The organism is Sodalis sp. RH14, from assembly GCF_047324285.1.
Taxonomy (GTDB): domain Bacteria; phylum Pseudomonadota; class Gammaproteobacteria; order Enterobacterales; family Enterobacteriaceae; genus Acerihabitans.
Genome location: NZ_CP178739.1, coordinates 46913 through 66036 on the forward strand (window position 1 = coordinate 46913; position 19124 = coordinate 66036).

Genomic DNA, 19124 nt, shown 5'->3' on the forward strand with positions numbered 1-19124 from the left:
TTCGCAGCCATTCCGAAGACACTTTAGGGTTGTGAGGTTAAGTGAATAAGCGTACACGGTGGATGCCTAGGCAGTCAGAGGCGATGAAGGACGTGCTAATCCGCGAAATGCGCCGGTGAGCTGATATGAAGCGCTATCAGCCGGCGATGTCCGAATGGGGAAACCCAGTGCAACTCGTTGCACTATCATTACGTGAATCCATAGCGTATTGAGGCGAACCGGGGGAACTGAAACATCTCAGTACCCCGAGGAAAAGAAATCAACCGAGATTCCCCTAGTAGCGGCGAGCGAACGGGGAACAGCCCAGAGTCACCATCAGCATTCGCATCAGGAGAACGGTCTGGAAAGTCCGGCAACACAGGGTGATAGCCCCGTATCCGAAGGTGCAAGTGCTGTGAGCTCGATGAGTAGGGCGGGACACGTGATATCCTGTCTGAAGATGGGGGGACCATCCTCCAAGGCTAAATACTCCTGACTGACCGATAGTGAACCAGTACCGTGAGGGAAAGGCGAAAAGAACCCCGGCGAGGGGAGTGAAACAGAACCTGAAACCGTGTACGTACAAGCAGTGGGAGCCTTGATTTATCAGGGTGACTGCGTACCTTTTGTATAATGGGTCAGCGACTTATATTCTGTAGCAAGGTTAACCGAATAGGGGAGCCGTAGGGAAACCGAGTCTTAACTGGGCGTTAAGTTGCAGGGTATAGACCCGAAACCCGGTGATCTAGCCATGGGCAGGTTGAAGGTTGGGTAACACTAACTGGAGGACCGAACCGACTAATGTTGAAAAATTAGCGGATGACTTGTGGCTGGGGGTGAAAGGCCAATCAAACCGGGAGATAGCTGGTTCTCCCCGAAAGCTATTTAGGTAGCGCCTCGTGAATTCATCTTCGGGGGTAGAGCACTGTTTCGGCTAGGGGTCCACCCCGGATTACCAACCCGATGCAAACTGCGAATACCGAAGAATGTTACCACGGGAGACACACGGCGGGTGCTAACGTCCGTCGTGAAGAGGGAAACAACCCAGACCGCCAGCTAAGGTCCCAAAGTCATGGTTAAGTGGGAAACGATGTGGGAAGGCACAGACAGCCAGGATGTTGGCTTAGAAGCAGCCATCATTTAAAGAAAGCGTAATAGCTCACTGGTCGAGTCGGCCTGCGCGGAAGATGTAACGGGGCTAAACCATGCACCGAAGCTGCGGCAGCGGACATATCACTTAAGACAATTGTACGGAAAAACGATTGACGGAGCGCAGCGACGTCAATGCGTTCATCACGTCGAGTTGACTTAAGGATATGTCCGTTGGGTAGGGGAGCGTTCTGTAAGCCTGCGAAGGTGGCCTGTGAGGGTTGCTGGAGGTATCAGAAGTGCGAATGCTGACATAAGTAACGATAAAGCGGGTGAAAAGCCCGCTCGCCGGAAGACCAAGGGTTCCTGTCCAACGTTAATCGGGGCAGGGTGAGTCGACCCCTAAGGCGAGGCCGAAAGGCGTAGTCGATGGGAAACAGGTTAATATTCCTGTACTGGGTGTGACTGCGAAGGGGGGACGGAGAAAGCTAGGTTCGCCGGGCGACGGTTGTCCCGGTTTAAGCGTGAAGGTGGAAAGAGCAGGTAAATCCGCTCTTTTATTCAACACTGAGGCGTGATAACGAGCCACTACGGTGGTGAAGGAATTGATGCTACGCTTCCAGGAAAAGCCTCTAAGCTCCAGGTCACATCGAATCGTACCCCAAACCGACACAGGTGGTCAGGTAGAGAATACCAAGGCGCTTGAGAGAACTCGGGTGAAGGAACTAGGCAAAATGGTGCCGTAACTTCGGGAGAAGGCACGCTGGCATTAGGTGGAGGGACTTGCTCCCCGAGCTGAAGCCAGTCGCAGATACCAGCTGGCTGCAACTGTTTATTAAAAACACAGCACTGTGCAAACACGAAAGTGGACGTATACGGTGTGACGCCTGCCCGGTGCCGGAAGGTTAATTGATGGGGTTATCCGCAAGGAGAAGCTCTTGATCGAAGCCCCGGTAAACGGCGGCCGTAACTATAACGGTCCTAAGGTAGCGAAATTCCTTGTCGGGTAAGTTCCGACCTGCACGAATGGCGTAATGATGGCCAGGCTGTCTCCACCCGAGACTCAGTGAAATTGAACTCGCTGTGAAGATGCAGTGTACCCGCGGCAAGACGGAAAGACCCCGTGAACCTTTACTATAGCTTGACACTGAACATTGAGCCTTGATGTGTAGGATAGGTGGGAGGCTTTGAAGTGTGGACGCCAGTCTGCATGGAGCCAACCTTGAAATACCACCCTTTAATGTTTGATGTTCTAACTCCGGCCCATAATCTGGGTCGAGGACAGTGTCTGGTGGGTAGTTTGACTGGGGCGGTCTCCTCCTAAAGAGTAACGGAGGAGCACGAAGGTTAGCTAATCACGGTCGGACATCGTGAGGTTAGTGCAAAGGCATAAGCTAGCTTGACTGCGAGAGTGACGGCTCGAGCAGGTGCGAAAGCAGGTCTTAGTGATCCGGTGGTTCTGAATGGAAGGGCCATCGCTCAACGGATAAAAGGTACTCCGGGGATAACAGGCTGATACCGCCCAAGAGTTCATATCGACGGCGGTGTTTGGCACCTCGATGTCGGCTCATCACATCCTGGGGCTGAAGTAGGTCCCAAGGGTATGGCTGTTCGCCATTTAAAGTGGTACGCGAGCTGGGTTTAGAACGTCGTGAGACAGTTCGGTCCCTATCTGCCGTGGGCGTTGGAAGATTGAGAGGGGCTGCTCCTAGTACGAGAGGACCGGAGTGGACGCACCACTGGTGTTCGGGTTGTCATGCCAATGGCATTGCCCGGTAGCTACGTGCGGAAGAGATAACCGCTGAAAGCATCTAAGCGGGAAACTTGCCTCGAGATGAGTCTTCCCTGTGGCTTTAAGCCACCTGAAGGGACGTTAAAGACGATGACGTTGATAGGTCGGGTGTGTAAGCGCAGCGATGCGTTGAGCTAACCGATACTAATGACCCGTGAGGCTTAACCTTACAACACCTAAAGTGTTTGACGCGAAGAGAGCGTTGCCCCAAGGGGCGGCGAGAGAATTTTCAGCGAAGTTCCGGATAAAGGCCGATGGTCATCAGTAACAGGATGACGGTTGGTAAACGAATTTGCCTGGCGGCACTAGCGCGGTGGTCCCACCTGACCCCATGCCGAACTCAGCAGTGAAACGCCGTAGCGCCGATGGTAGTGTGGGGTCTCCCCATGCGAGAGTAGGGAACTGCCAGGCATCCAATTGACGAAGCCCTCTGTGAGAACAGAGGGCTTTTTCATGTGCGTAACCCTGGCGGTTCGCTACTCGAGTAAGAGAGTAGGACCCCCGGCAACGCCGGTGGAACGGAGCCGCAGGCGACGGCCCGCAGGGTGCCTGACGCAGTCAGGCATCCACTGCCAGGCATCCCATTGACGAAGCCCTCAAAGAAAACAGAGGGCTTTTTCATGTGCGTGACCCTGGCGGTTCGCTACTCGAGTAAGAGAGTAGGACCCCCGGCAACGCCGGTGGAACGGAGCCGCAGGCGACGGCCCGCAGGGTGCCTGACGCAGTCAGGCATCCACTGCCAGGCATCCAATTGGCGAAGCCCTCTGTGTAAACAGAGGGCTTTTTCATGTCCGTGACCCTGGCGGTTCGCTACCCGGGCGCTATGGCCGATCCCGCGATAATGCCGTACGCAGGACTTGCGCGCTGCGCTCCAGCAGATCCAGCGCCCGATCCCGCTGGCGATGGAACTGGGTGGTCATCATCAAAAAGGTTTCAGGCGTGGCCTCGGCGGCCTGATCTTTAAGGATCCGCAGCCCGGGAAATGCGCCGCCGTGATAACTCAGGTCGTAATGAAAATCATCGACCGAGCTATAGCGCAGGCGGTGCCATAAGGCCAGCACCTTGATTATTGCCGGCTGCCATGCCTGAGTATCGTATTGCCAACATGCTACCACCCGCTGCAAATCGTCCCGCAGACCCACCATGGCGTCAAGCGCCGGACTCAGGTCAAACGCCGGATCCAGCTGATCTTGCAACGCCACCATTTCTTTATACAGCCGATCCCGATAGCCCAGCGGATCCAGCGGCAACGCCGTAGCGGTTAGAAGCTCCGCCAGCCAGTAACCATGGATCCGGCTGTCACGCCATAAAATAGCCAGATCGACCTTATCATAGGTATCCGCTTCGGTATGCCACCACCAGCCGCCGCCGCTGCCCGGCGACAGCGTATTCTTATTTACCGGCTCTTCGCGCAGGGCGAAATGCAGCGGCAAACCGCTGCCCCAAAAAGACTGGTCGCCGCCTTTACCCAACGGCGTAATGCGTTGTGCCGCGCTACCGGTTACCCGACGCACCGCGCGGTTAAGGAAATCAGGCTGTTCGGCCCCACTGGCGTTGATCACTACCTGCAATGCTTCCCTACAGCCGGGGGAATCAACGTTAATATGCGCCACGCAATGTTGAGCCAACGGATGACGAAACCGGTCGGCATACCAGGTCGACCCCCCATAGCGGGCATTGGAATGGCCCGGCCACCAGGCAATCCGCAGACCCCGTGTTAACTCGTGGCGATGCTGATGAAAATGAACGGCCATCGCCAGACATAACGCATTGCCGGTGGCATTGTCGGTAACGCCTTCATGCCAGGAATCATAATGGGAAGATAACAGGACAAACTCGGGACATTCTCCCGCTATCTCCACCACCGGCAGGCTGCATGTGGAAACCGCCACCTGCAGCTCGGTGCGCAGGCGCGCGGTAAGCGGGGCGGGGTGCCGTTGATAAAGCGCCAGCAGCTCGCGCCCCTGCTGCTGGTTGATCGAGATGACCGGCAGGCGCGGATAACGATGGCGATCGTCGGGCACCGGAGTGCCCCAGATCGGCCCGACGGTTTCCTCATGCAACGCCGTTTCGCCCGACCACCAGATATGGATGAGACCCAACGCGCCGGCGGCATCAAGCCGCTGTACATAATCTTCAAAACCCTGATCGGCAATGACAATCTTACCTTTCACCTGGGCGGACCATTGCGCCATCTGATTATCCGGTATCGGGTCCGTGGAGCGCGCGTCGTAAAACAGCGCAGCGTCCACGCCCAGCGGGCAACTGGCCGAGAAAGAGCGAGTCTTGGCCGCGCAGCGCCATGCCGGGTAGTCCGGCAGTTGCAGACTGCCGGAAAGGGGATTGCTTAACAACAATGAACATTGCTCAATGCGCGGCGACAGGCCATGACGGCTCAGCACCTCTGCCAGATAGCCGGCCGAGCGTTCGGCGTCGTCGCTGCCGGATAACCGGTGCAACTGCGAGAACTGCCGCAACAGGCTGTCCATCAGCGGCAATAGCGTCCCTGCGTGCGGCTCAGTGACTGGCATCGGCCTGCTCCGGTTGATGAACCGACAAATCGATATCACCAAAGTACTGCTGTTTGATCTTTTCCCACGTGCCGTCGGCCTTGATTTTAGCCAAACCTTCGTTTAGCAATGCCCTGATCTTTTCGTCATCTTTGCGAAAACCATAGGCCGAACCGATGCTGAAGAGTTTATCATCGCGTACTTCGGGTCCGGTCAGGGCGAAATCCTTGCCTTCGGGTTTATTCAGGAAACCATAGGTGACCGCTACCGCCGGGCTTAATGCGCCGTCCAGCCGTCCCGCCGCCAAATCCTGATAAATCATATCCTGATCGGCGTAAGGGACGATATCGATACCCTTGGCGGCCCAGAACTGGTTGGCATACATCTCCTGGATGGTGCCCTGCTGGACGGCGATATGCTTGCCCTGCAGCGATGCCACGTCCGGCTGCAGGTTGCTGCCCTTGCGCGCCACCAGCCGGGTGGGGATATGGTAAACGAAATCACTGAAGTCGATGGCTTTCCTGCGTTTTTCGGTCGCTCCCAGCGGCGAAATAACATCGACTTTTTTAGCCAGCAGCGAGGGAATCTCCGCGTCAAAGCTACTGACCACGAATTGACATTGCACCGCCATTGCCCGGCAGACGGCATGGGTGATATCGATTTCAAAGCCCCGCGGCGTACCGTCCGCTTCCCGGTACTGAAACGGGGGATAGGTCAGATCGGCGCCGATACGCACTGTTTCACCGGCCGCCTGTGCCGCCGTTGCGCCCATAACCATGCCGAGTAACGCGAGTACCCCTCTGTTTTTCATTTTATTCCTCCTGCCCGGCCTGGTTGGCGAGCTTCCAGCGCGAAAATTCATCTCTTACCGCCTGCAATAGCGAGCGATCCTGATTCAGGTCAAAGGCGGTCATCGCCAGCGCCTTGGCGGCCTGCAGCATGCCGTCCAGGCCGGCGGGCGAAGCCGCCGCCTGGGCAAACTCAGGGGTATGCGGGAAAACGTCGCCAATGCGGATATAAGGATGGATGGCCGCGGTGACCTGACTGACATTACCGATATCGGACGAGCCGATACCACCGGTTACCGGCGGATCGAACACGTCGATGCCCAACAGCTCAAGGTTGCGTTGAAAACCCAGGGCCAGGGCCCGGTTGTTGTTGCGTTCGGCATAGGTCAGGCCCGGCTCGATTTCCAGCCTGGCGCCGCTTATCGCGGCGGCGCCTTGCGCTGCGGCGAACACTTTATCCCGCACCAGCCGCAGCCCGTTAACCGTCGCCGCGCGCATCAGGAATTTTGCCTCGGCATAGGCCGGCACGATATTAGTGGCGCTGCCGCCGGCGGTAATAATCCCATGTACCCGCACATCGTCGGTAAAGAACTGGCGCAGGGCATTAATGCCGACAAACGTATGGATGACCGCGTCCAGGGCGCTAATGCCTTTCTGCGGTGCCGACGAGGCATGCGCCGCCTTGCCGTAAAATTTAAATACCGCATCCACGCACGCCAGTCCGCCGCGCACCACCATGGTTTTCTCGCGCGGGTGGACCATCATCACCGCATCCACTGCATCGAATATGCCCAGATCGGCGAGAATGATTTTACCGCCGCCTTCTTCTTCCGCCGGGGTACCGATCACCAGCAGGCGCCCGCCTAATTCAGGGCAGGCGGCCTTTAACGCCAGCGCGGCGCCCACCGAGGCGGTGCCGATAAGATTATGGCCGCAGGCATGCCCCAGTTCTGGCAGCGCGTCGTATTCCGCAAGCAGCGCCACCACCGGTCCGGGTTTGCCGCTGTCAAAAGTGGCGCGAAAGGCGGTAGGAAGGCCGCCCAGCGGTTGTTCAATGACAAAACCCGCGCTCCTCAGTGGCGCGATCAGCGCGGCGGCGGACTGCGTTTCGTTAAAGCTCAGCTCCGGATTGCCATGGATCTGCAACGCCAGCTGTTCTAACTGCGCAGCCATGTCATCAACAGCATAAATAATTTTATTCTTTTGCCCGCTTGTGGTGCCAATCGCCATGGTGTCTCCCTGTTTTGGTGCGTTTTCAGCGCAGCATCAATATCTTATACCGCAGATATAGGCGATTTTCCCTGCTAAGCCCAATCGAGCGTTTTTATGACTTGCATCCTTAAGCCAAAAAATATTTTATAGTGGAAGATAATTTCCCATGGACACCGGCCGTGAATGAAAAAGACTGGCTCATTATCCGGGCCGTTTACCAGCATAAAAATATCACCCGCGCCGCGGAACAGTTATATACCTCCCAGCCCGCGCTGAGTTATCGCTTAAAACAAATCGAGCGCAAACTGGCGATCCAGTTATTTGACGAGAACAGCAAAGGCCTGGCGTTCAGCGCGCAGGGGGAATTTCTGGCCAGCCATGCCGATAAGGTGCTTAGGGACATGCAGCAGTTAAAAATCAACCTGCATAGCCTGGATGAGCAACAGCAAGGGGAGATCCGCATCGGGGTGTCGAGTAATTATGCCGCCTACCGCTTGCCCGCCTTGCTGGAACGTTTTCGCCGGCAATATCCCGGCGTCAGCATTAGCCTTACCAGTGGTTACAGCGAAGAAATTTTCCAGCGCCTGCAACGGGATGAGATTCATCTGGCGCTGGTGAAAGATGATTTTAACTGGAAAGAGGGCAAGCGGCTGATCGATGAGGATTGTTATTACCTGATAAGCCAGCATGAGCTTAATTTCAGCCTGCTGCCTCATTTGCCGCAGATTAAAATTAATCATGGGCCGCATATTACCCAACTGATTGAGCGCTGGTGGAATGCCAATTTTTCCCTGGCGCCGCGTATCGCCATGACGGTGGACAAACTGGAGGTTTGCCTGGCCATGGTGAACCATGGCTTAGGTTACGCCATTATCTCCAGCTATTTGCCGTTGCCGGATTCACTGTTCCGTCTGCCCATCACTGTGGACGGCCAGGCGGTTAAGAACAGAACCTGGCTGCTCCACCGTCAGGCCTGCGATACCTCCGCCCTGACGCTGCCCTTTATCCAGATGCTGGCCGATGCCGCGGGCCTGCCCCCCGTCCGGTAATAATCAGCGGTTCGGCAAGCTGGAAATAATAAAGAAAATGTTTCGCTAAAGATGAAACATTTTCAACTAATGGTTGAACACTCGACATCATTTACTAAAAACGCTATCGTGGGCATCTGGATGTCTAAACGTTTATACGTATGCTTTGAGGTTCTATAGTTATGCCGATTCGGGTTCTTGATGAGTTGCCAGCAGTGAATTTCCTGCGTAACGAAAACGTGTTTGTTATGACCACTTCCCGCGCGCGCACCCAGGAAATACGTCCGCTAAAGGTGCTGATCCTTAATCTGATGCCGAAAAAAATCGAGACGGAAAATCAGTTCCTGAGACTGCTGTCCAACTCGCCGCTGCAAATTGATATTCAGCTGTTGCGTATTGACAATCATGAGTCGAAAAACACCCCGGCGGAACACCTCAACACCTTTTACTGTGATTTTGAGGATATCCAGGATGAAAACTACGATGGTCTGGTGGTGACCGGCGCGCCGCTGGGGCTGGTGGACTTTCAGGACGTGATTTTCTGGCCGCAGATAGACCGGGTGTTGCAATGGGCTAAAGGGCATGTCACCTCGACCCTGTTCGTCTGTTGGGCGGTACAGGCGGCGCTGAATATTTTATACGACATTCCCAAAATGACCCGGCGGGAGAAGCTGGCCGGCGTATATCAGCATAACACCCTTAAGCCGCATGCCTTGCTGACCCGGGGGTTTGACGAGACGTTTCTGGCGCCGCATTCCCGCTATGCCGACTTCCCCTCCGACGTTATCCGTCAATATACCGACCTGGAGATCCTGGCGGAATCGGAGCAAACCGGCGCCTATCTATTCGCCAGTCCCGATAAACGCCTGGCCTTCGTCACCGGTCATCCGGAATACGACGCCTTAACCCTGGCCGGCGAATATCATCGCGATCTGGCGGCCGGCCTGAATCCCGCCATCCCGGTTAACTATTTCCCGGATAATAATCCAGACCTGCCGCCCAGGGCCAGCTGGCGCAGCCATGGGCATTTATTGTTCGCCAACTGGCTGAACTACTACGTTTACCAGATTACGCCATACGATCTGAAAAAAATGAATCCCACCCTGGATTAAAAGGGAATGCAGCTCGCACCCTGTTCCGCGCCGGAGAGTTGCCCGCGCAGCGCGCCGAACAGTTCGCGGCCGCAGCCGATATGCTCCGCGCTTAAATCAGGCCGCGCCACGATCCGCCGCGCCAGTTCGTCGGCGTCCACCAGCAACGACAGCTCGCCGGTAACGCCGTTCACCCGCACCCGATCGCCCGTCTGGATTTTCGCCAGCAATCCGCCGTTATAGGCCTCCGGCGTGACATGGATGGCCGCCGGCACCTTGCCTGACGCGCCGGATAAGCGTCCGTCGGTGACCAGGGCGACCTTGTAGCCGCGATCCAGCAGCACGCCCAGCGGCGGCATCAGTTTATGCAGCTCCGGCATGCCGTTGGCGCGCGGTCCCTGGTAGCGCACCACGATCACGCAGTCTTTGTTCAATTCGCCGGCATCAAAGGCCGGACCCACGTCATGCTGGCTTTCAAACACCATCGCCGGCCCCTCGATAACCTGGTTGGCCACGGGTACGGCTGAGGTTTTCATCACCGCGCGCCCCAGATTGCCGTCCAGCACCTTGGTGCCGCCGTGATGTTCAAACGGATTATCGATGCTGGCTATCACCTTGGGATCGAGCGAGATTTCGGTGCTTTCGCGCCAGGCCAGCACTCCTTGATCCAGCCAGGGTTCCATGGTGTAACGGCTTAAACCGAAACCGGCGACGGTATTGACCTCTTCATTCAGCAGGCCGCCTTTTAGCAATTCGCGTATCACAAGCTGGACGCCGCCGGCATCGTGGAATTGATTAATATCCGCCGGTCCGTTGGGGTAAATCCGCGACAGCAACGGCACGACGTCCGACAATTCGGAGAAGTCGTCCCAGTTAATGATAATGCCGGCGGCGCGGGCCATGGCGACCAAATGCATGGTGTGGTTGGTGGAACCGCCGGTGGTCAGCAGGGCGATAATGCCGTTGACGATCACCTTCTCGTCCACCAGCCGGCCAATCGGCAGATAGTTGCCGCTGTTTTCCGTCAGGCGCGTAACCTGTACGGCGGCGGCATCGGTCAAGGCGTCGCGCAGCGGGGTATTGGGCTGGATAAATGATGAGCCGGGTAAATGCAGGCCCATCATTTCCATGACCATCTGGTTGGAGTTGGCGGTGCCGTAAAAGGTGCAGGTGCCGGCGCTGTGATATGACGCCGCTTCGGCATCCAGCATGGCCGCGCGGTCTATCTTGCCCTCGGCGTAGAGCTGGCGTACGCGTACTTTTTCTTTATTCGGCAAACCGCTGGCCATCGGTCCGGCGGGGACGAATACCGCCGGCAGATGTCCAAAGGACAGCGCCGCCATCACCAGCCCGGGGACGATCTTGTCGCAAATCCCGAGGTATAAGGCGCCGTCGAACATATTATGGGATAAACCAATGGCGGCGGACATGGCGATGATCTCCCGGCTCATCAGCGACAGCTCCATGCCGTCCTGTCCCTGGGTCACGCCGTCGCACATCGCCGGTACCCCGGCGGCTACCTGGCCTACCGCGCCGACGCTGTGCAGGGCGTCCTTCAGGCGTTGCGGGTAATGCTCGTAAGGCTGGTGGGCGGACAGCATATCGTTGTATGAATTGATAATGGCGATATCATTGCGGGTCATGCTTTTCAGCGCCAGCTTATCATCGGGCTGGCAGGCGGCGAAGCCGTGGGCCAGGTTGCCGCAGGCCAGCTGCGACCGGTGAACCGTTTTGACGCGTGCGGCGTCGATGCGCGCCAGATAAGCGGTGCGGGTGGGTAAAGAACGGTCGATAACGCGTTGCGTCACCCGGGCTACGGTAGGATTCATATCTGCCTCACACTTAAGATTGAATGGTCAAGCCTGGCTCTTGCCGTCGGCGGAGCCTGGCTCAACAACGGAATTGGTGTCCCAGCCGCCGGACAAACCGTCGAATCGCTTTTTTTATAATGACAACCTATTGGTAGCGAAGCGGCCTGCCGGCTATTACAGCGATATTGTGAAATTGAATCGTTTCAGCTAAAAAAGCTTAAACAGCCGGATGCTCCCTCTGGAGATTACCGGCCGGGTATGACAATGATTATCCCTGGCATAACAAGCATAGTTGCTGTGCCGATCGCTGCTTAAGCGCGCGGGAGGTCAGCCGCCGTTGCCCCGATCTGTTCCTTGATGCAGCGCAGGGCATCGTTGATGACCCCGTCCACCGGCTGGTTGATATCCACCACCAGGACGTCCTTTTCATCGGCGCCCGGTTCTTCCAGGGTATCGAATTGAGTGACCAGCATTTGGGTCTTGAAGAAATGACCTTTGCGCGCTTTCATCCGGGCTTCTATCACATCGAATTCGCCCTTGAGATACAGGAAGGACAGGTTGGCGTTGCCTTCCCGCAGTCGATCGCGATAATGTTTTTTCAGCGCCGAACAGACGATAATGGAAATGGCGTTGGTACGTTGCATCGCAAACGCGGCATCATTGATTGCCGCCAGCCAGGGCGCGCGATCGTCGTCGTTAAGCGCCTGTCCCGCCGCCATTTTGTTGATGTTGGCGCGCGGATGCAAAAAGTCGCCGTCAAGGAACGCGGCCGATAGCTCACGGGCCAGGGCGTTGGCCACCACGGACTTGCCGCTGCCTGAAACGCCCATTAAAACGAAGATATGGTTAGCTGTTGTTGTCATCGTAAGGCTCCGTGGCCAGAAAAGAGTGTAGTGATGTTACCGGTAACATTATCCCGATTTTTGCTGCGGTTTCCAGATGCTTTGTCGTTTTTTCGCGCTAATTGTGATCTGCTTCAAATTAAAAATGTAATCTGAAACATTCTTTTTACATCGCACAGCATCGTTTCGGGCCAGACCGGTGGGATTTGAAAAAGTCTCATGCGCCTTCGGCGTCGATTGCCTGTAATTTATGCTAGGATGTTCTGCCTGTTTTGGCTTCATAAAAGATGATTTTTTCAGCGGTGGATGGGGTAATGGTGAACAATCGAGTGGACGGACTGCGCAGGCAATTAGCACAGCGCATCATGGTGCTGGACGGTGGCATGGGCACCATGATCCAGAGTTACCGGCTTGAGGAAGAGGACTACCGGGGGGCGCGTTTCGCCGACTGGCCAAGCGATCTGAAAGGCAATAACGATCTGCTGGTGCTGAGCAAGCCCGAGGTGATTGCCGCTATCCATCACGACTATCTGGCCGCGGGCGCCGATATCCTTGAGACCAACACCTTTAACTCTACCGCCATCGCCATGGCCGACTACCATATGGAGTCGCTGGTCGGCGAGCTGAATACCGAGGCCGCCCGGCTGGCCCGGCGCAGCGCGGACGAATGGACGGCGCGCACGCCGGAGAAACCCCGCTATGTGGCCGGCGTCCTCGGCCCCACCAACCGCACCGCCTCCATTTCGCCGGACGTTAACGATCCGGCGTTCCGCAACGTCAGTTTTGATCAGTTAGTGAGCGCTTACCGTGAGGCGGTTCACGCTCTGGTGACGGGCGGCGTGGACTTGATTATGGTGGAAACCATTTTCGATACCCTTAACGCCAAGGCCGCGATATTCGCCATCGAAACCGAATTCGAGGCCATGGGCGTACAGTTGCCGGTGATGATTTCCGGCACTATTACCGATGCCTCGGGCCGCACCCTTTCCGGCCAGACCACCGAGGCCTTCTATAATTCCCTGCGCCACGTCAAGCCCCTGTCCTTTGGCCTGAACTGCGCCTTAGGCCCCGATGAGCTGCGCCAGTATGTGGCCGAGCTGTCGCGCATTGCCGATTGTTATGTCAGCGCCCATCCCAACGCCGGATTGCCGAACGCCTTTGGCGAATACGATCTCGGCCCGGATGAAATGGCCGGGCAGATCAAGGAATGGGCCGTTTCCGGTTTCCTGAATATCGTCGGCGGCTGCTGCGGCACCACGCCTGCGCACATCGCCGCCATGGCGCGCGCCGTCGAGGGCATAGCGCCGCGCGTCCTGCCTGAACGGCCCATAGCTTGCCGTCTGGCGGGCCTGGAACCGCTGAATATCGCCAAGGATACGCTGTTCGTCAACGTGGGCGAGCGCACCAACGTTACCGGTTCGGCGCGCTTCAAGCGCCTGATCAAAGAAGAAAAATATAATGAGGCGCTGGCGGTGGCGTTGCAGCAGGTGGAAAGCGGCGCGCAGATCATTGATATCAACATGGATGAAGGCATGCTGGATTCCGCCGCCGCCATGGTGCGTTTTCTGCATTTGATCGCCGGCGAACCGGATATATCCCGGGTGCCGATTATGATCGATTCGTCGAAATGGGACGTCATCGAGCAAGGGCTGAAGTGCATCCAGGGTAAGGGCATCGTTAATTCCATCTCGATGAAGGAAGGCGAGGCCGCCTTTATCCACCATGCCCGTTTGGTGCGCCGTTACGGCGCCGCGGTCGTAGTGATGGCGTTTGATGAAGAGGGCCAGGCGGATACCCGGCAGCGCAAGATAGACATTTGCCGCCGCGCTTACCGCATCCTGACCGAAACCGTGGGTTTCCCGCCGGAAGATATTATCTTCGACCCCAATATTTTTGCCATCGCCACAGGGATTGAAGAACACAATAACTATGCCCAGGACTTTATCGGCGCCTGTGCCGATATCAAGGCCGAGCTGCCCCATGCGCTGATTTCCGGCGGGGTATCCAACGTGTCGTTTTCGTTTCGCGGCAACGAGCCGGTACGCGAGGCCATACACGCGGTGTTCCTTTATTACGCCATCAAGAACGGCCTGGATATGGGGATCGTCAACGCCGGCCAACTGGCCATCTATGACGACCTGTCCGATGAGCTGCGCGAGGCGGTAGAGGACGTGGTGCTCAACCGGCGCGCCGACGGCACCGAAAGACTCCTGGATCTGGCGGAGAAATACCGCGTTGGCAAAAACGACGACGATACGAAACAACAGCAGGCGGAATGGCGCGGCTGGCCGGTCAATAAACGGCTGGAGTACGCGCTGGTAAAAGGCATTACCGAATACATCGAAGCGGATACCGAAGAATCGCGGCAACAGGCGGCGCGGCCCATTGAGGTGATTGAAGGGCCGCTGATGGCCGGCATGAACGTGGTGGGCGACCTGTTCGGCGCCGGGAAGATGTTCCTGCCGCAGGTGGTCAAGTCGGCGCGGGTCATGAAGCAGGCGGTTGCCTATCTGGAACCCTTTATCAAGGCGGGAAAAGAAAAGCAAAAGGCGGCCGGCAAGATTCTGCTGGCGACGGTGAAAGGCGATGTGCATGATATCGGCAAAAATATCGTCGGCGTGGTGCTGCAATGCAATAACTACGAAATCATCGACCTGGGTGTGATGGTTTCGATGGATAAGATCCTGAAAGCGGCGCGGGAATTCAACGTGGATATTATCGGCCTGTCGGGCTTGATCACGCCCTCGCTCGATGAGATGGTCAACGTCGCCAAAGAGATGGAACGCCAGGGATTTACCCTGCCGTTGCTGATTGGCGGCGCCACCACCTCGAAGGCGCACACCGCGGTTAAAATCGAGAAAAACTACAGCGGGCCGACGGTGTATGTGCAGAATGCCTCGCGCAGCGTGGGGGTGGTGTCGGCCCTGCTGTCGGACGAGCAGCGGGATGAATTTATACTGCGTACCCGTAAGGAGTATGACACGGTGCGCATCCAGCATGGCCGCAAAAAGCCCCGTACGCCGCCGGTCTCGCTGCAGGCCGCGCGCGATAACGACCTGGCCATCGATTGGGATAGCTATATTCCCCCGGTGGCCCATCGCCTGGGCATTCAGTCCGTCAGCGCCTCTATCGAGACATTGCGCAACTATATTGACTGGACGCCGTTTTTTATGACCTGGTCGCTGGCGGGTAAATACCCCCGCATCCTGGAGGATGAAGTGGTCGGCGCCGAGGCGAAACGCGTGTTTGACGACGCCAATGCCCTGCTGGACCAGCTTTCCGCGCAAAAATCCCTTAACCCGCGCGGGGTGGTGGGTATTTTTCCCGCCAACCGGGTGGGCGACGACATCGAAATCTATCGCGACGAAAGCCGGCGCGAAATTTTGGTGGTCAGCCATCATCTGCGTCAGCAGACGGAGAAAAGCGAATTCGCCAATTATTGCCTGGCGGATTTTGTGGCGCCGAAAGACAGTGGCAAGGCGGACTACCTGGGCGCGTTCGCCGTCACCGGCGGTCTGGAGGAAGATGCGCTGGCGGCGGCCTTTGACGCCCAACAGGACGATTATAATAAAATCATGGTCAAAGCCCTTTGCGACCGTCTGGCCGAAGCCTTTGCCGAATATCTCCATGAGCGGGTGCGTAAAGTCTACTGGGGCTACGCGCCCAACGAGAACCTGAGCAATGACGAATTGATTCGGGAAAACTACCAGGGCATCCGCCCGGCGCCCGGCTATCCGGCCTGTCCCGACCACACCGAGAAAGCGGCTATCTGGCAATTGCTGAATGTGGACGACACCGCCGGGATGCGCCTGACGGAGTCCTATGCCATGTGGCCCGGCGCGTCGGTCTCCGGCTGGTATTTCAGCCATCCCGACAGTAAATATTATGCCGTGGCGCAGATCCAGCGGGATCAGGTGGAAGATTATGCCCGGCGTAAAAATATGCCTATCGCTGAAGTTGAACGCTGGCTGGCGCCGAACCTGGGCTACGATGCGGACTGATCGGCCACGGATGTCACAGCGGTAAAATAGCGGGGCGGCCCGGCGTTGACGCGCCGCGCTGCTTCATTGTGCTTTCCCCATTCCCCCCGCTCGTTTTCATAAGAAAAAAATATCGATATGCTTAATATTGAATCTATTAGCAATATTCAATTTTTGTTTTAAATGATTTAACGCTAATTAATTATAGCTAATAATATAATTATTTTACCTATTGGGATGGACGGGTTAAATTTAATCGTACTCAAGGACAAGCTGAGAAAGAAAAGTTTTATATTATTTTAATTATATTAATTTTTTTTAAAATACTTAGCGCCACTTTCCGCTGGCAACGCAAGGATGAGTGTAATCAATCCCTATTATTGAGGCAACTCTGTGGACACCCTTCATGAAAAGGCACCCTGGCGTACGGGACCGCGCGCACAGACGGGATGGCGGACTTAGCATGACAAAATAATAAGCGGTAAGAGGGCAACTGATGAATCAACATGAACAAAAAATATTTCTGACGACGCTGGTGGCGGCCTTCAGATCGACACATCGTTATATGAAGCGCAATTATCCTTATGGCAAGAGCGGGGCGAAAAGCCCTCCTTCCCCCTGAAAGGCGGCGTGCTTCAAGGGATGAAAAATCGGAGAGAAAGATGATTGAACATAATGTTCTGTTCCGGTTCAGGCCGGCATTGGCGCCGGCGGAGATCCAGCAGGTCGCCGCGACGCTGCTGGCGATGGATCGGTATATTCCCGGCATCCTGAAGGCATCGTGGCATGACAATGCCAGCCGGGAACAACGGGATAAGGGCTTCAGGCATCTGCTCCGGCTTTTTTTTGCCGACAGCGCGTCCCTGGACCAGTACCTGGCCCATCGCCATCATCTTTACGTGTGTGAAAATATCCTGTTCCCGGTACTGGCGGACGGCGCGGGGTCCGTGCTGGTGTTTGATCTGTGGGGACATGAAAACGCATTGTGAATGACCCCCGGCGCTACTGCGCCTCTACGTCGATATGCAGGGTATCGTAGCGCCAGTACTCCAGGTCGCAGTCAATAATGCGGCCATACTGATCGCGATTGATACGGGTAATAAACAGCGCCGGGCTGTTATCCGCCAATTTCAGCGCCTGCGACGCCGCCTGCGGAAAGGTGGTGGGCAGCATGGCGAAACGTACTTTGCCGTAACGGATGCCATACTGGTTGGCATACAGTTCCGTAAGCGAGGATGTCAGATCCTCATGCAAAATCGCCGGGAAATACGCCGGATTCAGGTAATGTTCCACGTAAAGCACCGCACGCCCGTCAATGCGCCTGACCCGGCGTATGCAATATACCCGTGAACCGGACGGCAAGGCCAAATGCGCGCATATCGCCGCCGGCGTCGTCATTTCGCTGGCATCCAATACCTCGGTGGCGGGTTTACGCCCCTGCTCGCGCACCATGGCATGGAAATGGCTGCGCGTCAGCGGGTTATAGATAATACGCGGCGGGCTGACAAACCAGCCGCGGCGTTCCTCGCGGTAAATCAGCCCCTGGGCTTCCAACTGCCCCAACGCTTCCCGCAGGGTAATGCGGGTCGTGGCAAATTGTTCGCTTAGCATCCTCTCGGCGGGCAAGCGATCGTTGTGCGTCAAGTCCCCTTGTGCAATCCAGCCGGCGATCGCCTGGCAAATCGCGGTAACGGTTTTTTGCCGGGACAGGCTGGCGCTGAAAGAAGCGCCATTATGCAGCATTTTTTTTACCGGCCTGCCTGTTCATAGTGCACATTTTTCTGCCTTTGCGGATGGGGTGGTAAAACCATAACAAAAAATCGGCTAAAAGAATTACTGACATCAAATATTCATCTTAATTCGGTAGATTGGCTTGGTTCTTGCTGGACTAGACCAGTAGAGTTCGTCACCTTCATTCCTTCACCCGGAGCATCATTTATGAAACTTCTGTTCGCTTCTGTGTTAACCACCGCCATCCTGATGGCAAGCCCGGCCGGTTTCGCCGCGCCCGCGGATGTCGCGGCCCTGGAGAAAGCGGCGCGCCAGGAAGGCGAGGTCAATAGTGTCGGCATGCCTGACAGCTGGGCAAACTGGAAGGATACCTGGGCGGATCTGGCCGGCAAATACGGCCTGAAGCATAGCGATACCGATATGAGTTCAGCGCAGGAGATCGCCAAATTCCTGGCTGAGAAAGGCAACGCCAGCGCGGATATCGGCGATGTGGGATCGTCCTTTGGGCCGGTGGCGGTACAAAAAGGCGTAACGCTGCCTTACAAACCCAGTACCTGGGATCAGGTTCCCGACTGGGCGAAGGACAAAGACGGCCATTGGGCGCTGGCGTATACCGGCACCATCGCTTTTATCGTGAACAAGCAAACGGTAAAAGAAACGCCGCATAGCTGGGCCGATTTGCTGAAAGGCGATTATAAGGTGACCGTCGGCGATGTCAGTACCGCGGCGCAAGCGACCAACGGCGTGCTGGCGGCGAGCTATGCCATGGGCGGCGATGAAAAGAATCTGAAGCCGGGCCTGGAATTTTTTGCCAAGCTGGCCAAGGCGGGACGCCTGGGACTGAACAACCCGACTATAGCGTCGCTGGAAAAAGGCGAAGTGGATGTGGGCATCGTCTGGGATTTCAACGGCCTTAATTACCGCGACACCATCGACAAGACCCGTTTTGATGTATTGATCCCCTCCGATGGCTCCATTACCTCCGGCTATACCACGATTATAAATAAATATGCCAAACATCCCAATGCGGCCAAGTTTGCGCGCGAATATATTTTCTCCGATGCCGGACAGATCAACCTGGCCCGGGGCTATGCCCGCCCGATCCGCGTGGAAAAGCTGACGCTGCCGGATGACGTGAAAGCCAAGCTGCTGCCTATCGAACAGTATAAAAACGCCCATCCCATCGCCGATCCGGTTGCCTGGGAAAAGAGCGCCAAGGAACTGCCGCGCCTGTGGCAGGAGAATGTCATGATGGTCATGCCGCAGTAAAG

11 protein-coding genes and 2 rRNA genes are annotated in these 19124 nt (G+C 56.3%); 7 read left to right on the plus strand and 6 right to left on the minus strand.

Going from position 1 to position 19124, the window contains the following annotated elements; genetic code table 11:
* The first annotated feature begins 35 nt into the window (after positions 1-35).
* Together ACL2XQ_RS00235 and rrf are read left to right on the plus strand one after the other, a co-directional pair.
* Positions 36-3029, plus strand: a 23S ribosomal RNA gene (locus ACL2XQ_RS00235).
* 126 nt (positions 3030-3155) lie between these two features.
* Positions 3156-3271 (plus strand): 5S ribosomal RNA (gene rrf, locus ACL2XQ_RS00240).
* A gap of 410 nt (positions 3272-3681) precedes the next feature.
* Here rrf and ACL2XQ_RS00245 read toward each other — a convergent pair.
* The 3 genes from ACL2XQ_RS00245 to ACL2XQ_RS00255 are packed head-to-tail and all read right to left on the minus strand — an operon-like array spanning position 3682 to position 7331.
* Positions 3682-5391: a M28 family peptidase gene (locus ACL2XQ_RS00245; protein WP_413739912.1), complete on the minus strand. Its 1710-nt coding sequence runs from the start codon at positions 5389-5391 to the stop codon at positions 3682-3684.
* Positions 5378-6181, minus strand: coding sequence for a transporter substrate-binding domain-containing protein (locus ACL2XQ_RS00250; RefSeq protein ID WP_413721826.1), 804 nt, complete (start codon positions 6179-6181; stop codon positions 5378-5380). The genes ACL2XQ_RS00245 and ACL2XQ_RS00250 overlap by 14 nt, the downstream gene beginning before the upstream one ends.
* A gap of 1 nt (position 6182) precedes the next feature.
* Positions 6183-7331, minus strand: a complete 1149-nt coding sequence (locus tag ACL2XQ_RS00255; protein ID WP_413739913.1) for a M20 family metallopeptidase — start codon at positions 7329-7331, stop codon at positions 6183-6185.
* A 218-nt stretch (positions 7332-7549) separates the two neighbouring features.
* Here ACL2XQ_RS00255 and ACL2XQ_RS00260 point away from each other — a divergent pair, with 218 nt between their 5' ends.
* Together ACL2XQ_RS00260 and metA are read left to right on the plus strand one after the other, a co-directional pair.
* Positions 7550-8419, plus strand: a complete 870-nt coding sequence (locus ACL2XQ_RS00260) for a LysR family transcriptional regulator (protein WP_413727384.1) — start codon at positions 7550-7552, stop codon at positions 8417-8419.
* A gap of 161 nt (positions 8420-8580) precedes the next feature.
* Entirely contained in the window at positions 8581-9510 is a 930-nt protein-coding gene (gene metA, locus ACL2XQ_RS00265; protein ID WP_410012646.1) for a homoserine O-acetyltransferase MetA, read from the plus strand.
* Here metA and edd read toward each other — a convergent pair.
* Both edd and gntK read right to left on the minus strand, forming a co-directional pair.
* Positions 9507-11318, minus strand: a complete 1812-nt coding sequence (gene edd / locus ACL2XQ_RS00270) for a phosphogluconate dehydratase (protein ID WP_413729092.1) — start codon at positions 11316-11318, stop codon at positions 9507-9509. The genes metA and edd overlap by 4 nt on opposite strands.
* A gap of 293 nt (positions 11319-11611) precedes the next feature.
* Positions 11612-12163 carry a gluconokinase gene (gene gntK, locus ACL2XQ_RS00275; RefSeq protein ID WP_413721830.1) on the minus strand — a complete coding sequence of 184 codons (552 nt, stop codon included), beginning with the start codon at positions 12161-12163 and terminating at the stop codon, positions 11612-11614.
* 293 nt (positions 12164-12456) lie between these two features.
* Between gntK and metH the strand changes: the two genes are divergently transcribed.
* Positions 12457-16143 (plus strand): methionine synthase, encoded by a 3687-nt coding sequence (metH, locus tag ACL2XQ_RS00280; protein WP_413739914.1) that lies wholly within the window; start codon positions 12457-12459, stop codon positions 16141-16143.
* A 641-nt stretch (positions 16144-16784) separates the two neighbouring features.
* Complete coding sequence (locus tag ACL2XQ_RS00285) at positions 16785-17111, plus strand: Dabb family protein (RefSeq protein ID WP_413739915.1); 327 nt, start codon at positions 16785-16787, stop codon at positions 17109-17111.
* A gap of 13 nt (positions 17112-17124) precedes the next feature.
* On the opposite strand, the gene ACL2XQ_RS00290 is transcribed toward ACL2XQ_RS00285, so the two are convergent.
* The gene (locus ACL2XQ_RS00290; protein ID WP_410012641.1) at positions 17125-17865 is read right to left on the minus strand and encodes a UTRA domain-containing protein; all 741 of its coding nucleotides are present in this window, start codon (positions 17863-17865) and stop codon (positions 17125-17127) included.
* A 195-nt stretch (positions 17866-18060) separates the two neighbouring features.
* Between ACL2XQ_RS00290 and ACL2XQ_RS00295 the strand changes: the two genes are divergently transcribed.
* On the plus strand, positions 18061-19122 hold the full coding sequence (locus tag ACL2XQ_RS00295) for an ABC transporter substrate-binding protein (RefSeq protein ID WP_413721832.1): 1062 nt from the start codon (positions 18061-18063) through the stop codon (positions 19120-19122).
* Positions 19123-19124: the final 2 nt, after the last annotated feature.

Excerpts from the sequence above, each read along its gene's own strand:
- ACL2XQ_RS00285 (WP_413739915.1), top strand. The coding sequence starts at position 16,785 with ATGATTGAACATAATGTTCTGTTCCGGTTCAGGCCGGCATTGGCGCCG.
- metH (WP_413739914.1), top strand. The coding sequence starts at position 12,457 with ATGGTGAACAATCGAGTGGACGGACTGCGCAGGCAATTAGCACAGCGC.
- gntK (WP_413721830.1), bottom strand. The coding sequence starts at position 12,163 with ATGACAACAACAGCTAACCATATCTTCGTTTTAATGGGCGTTTCAGGC.
- edd (WP_413729092.1), bottom strand. The coding sequence starts at position 11,318 with ATGAATCCTACCGTAGCCCGGGTGACGCAACGCGTTATCGACCGTTCT.
- metA (WP_410012646.1), top strand. The coding sequence starts at position 8,581 with ATGCCGATTCGGGTTCTTGATGAGTTGCCAGCAGTGAATTTCCTGCGT.
- ACL2XQ_RS00255 (WP_413739913.1), bottom strand. The coding sequence starts at position 7,331 with ATGGCTGCGCAGTTAGAACAGCTGGCGTTGCAGATCCATGGCAATCCG.
- ACL2XQ_RS00290 (WP_410012641.1), bottom strand. The coding sequence starts at position 17,865 with ATGCTGCATAATGGCGCTTCTTTCAGCGCCAGCCTGTCCCGGCAAAAA.
- ACL2XQ_RS00250 (WP_413721826.1), bottom strand. The coding sequence starts at position 6,181 with ATGAAAAACAGAGGGGTACTCGCGTTACTCGGCATGGTTATGGGCGCA.
- ACL2XQ_RS00295 (WP_413721832.1), top strand. The coding sequence starts at position 18,061 with ATGAAACTTCTGTTCGCTTCTGTGTTAACCACCGCCATCCTGATGGCA.
- ACL2XQ_RS00245 (WP_413739912.1), bottom strand. The coding sequence starts at position 5,391 with ATGCCAGTCACTGAGCCGCACGCAGGGACGCTATTGCCGCTGATGGAC.